Here is a 558-nt window from a genome sequence, read left to right as displayed (position 1 = left end):
CAAAGAATTACGGCAAAAATGTGGACAATAATTGTGGAAATTCTTAGAGCAAAATTGAAAGTATTTCGAACTTGTTCTTTAACTGCGATTAAAATTGTTAATTTAAAAGAAATAAAAATATCGAAAATCAAATGTCCCGAATTTTACGATTTGGTAAACTGCCAACTTGATTTTCATTTTTTTTAAATTAATAATTTTAATCGCATTTTCAGTATAAGTTCGCAATGCCTTCTGCTTGGCTCTAAGCATTTTCTTACTCGTGTCTTTCCATTATTGTTCACATTTCTGGCATAATTTCTGCGAAATGTACGGTAATTCATTGTCCAAGGCATACTTGATAATCTGTCATTTTTAAATAAATGCGAATCCCACCAAATTTGTTGGAAATAAGTGGCAACAACCTTATATCGGGAGAAAGGAAATTAAATTTTGCATCTACTGAGCAAGAAAAAAGTACACACTTCCATTTAAGAAAAAAAAGTTACAGCTGTTCAAAAAACGTTACAGGTTAAAATCTCAACAATTGTTTCATGAAAAGCTCTCTGTAAATAGTGGAAA

Annotated in this window: 1 protein-coding gene; it reads left to right on the top strand. The window is 30.5% G+C overall.

What is annotated here, in order from left to right; genetic code table 11:
• Positions 1–186: hypothetical protein (locus tag ACFIJJ_RS10120; RefSeq protein WP_375646861.1), on the top strand; the 186-nt coding region annotated here is incomplete at its 5' end.
• Positions 187–558 lie beyond the last annotated feature (372 nt).

The organism is Bartonella sp. TT29SHDZB (assembly GCF_042193395.1).
GTDB lineage: Bacteria > Pseudomonadota > Alphaproteobacteria > Rhizobiales > Rhizobiaceae > Bartonella.
Note: the sequence above shows the minus strand (reverse complement) of the source record. Positions and strands in the feature narration are given on the sequence as shown.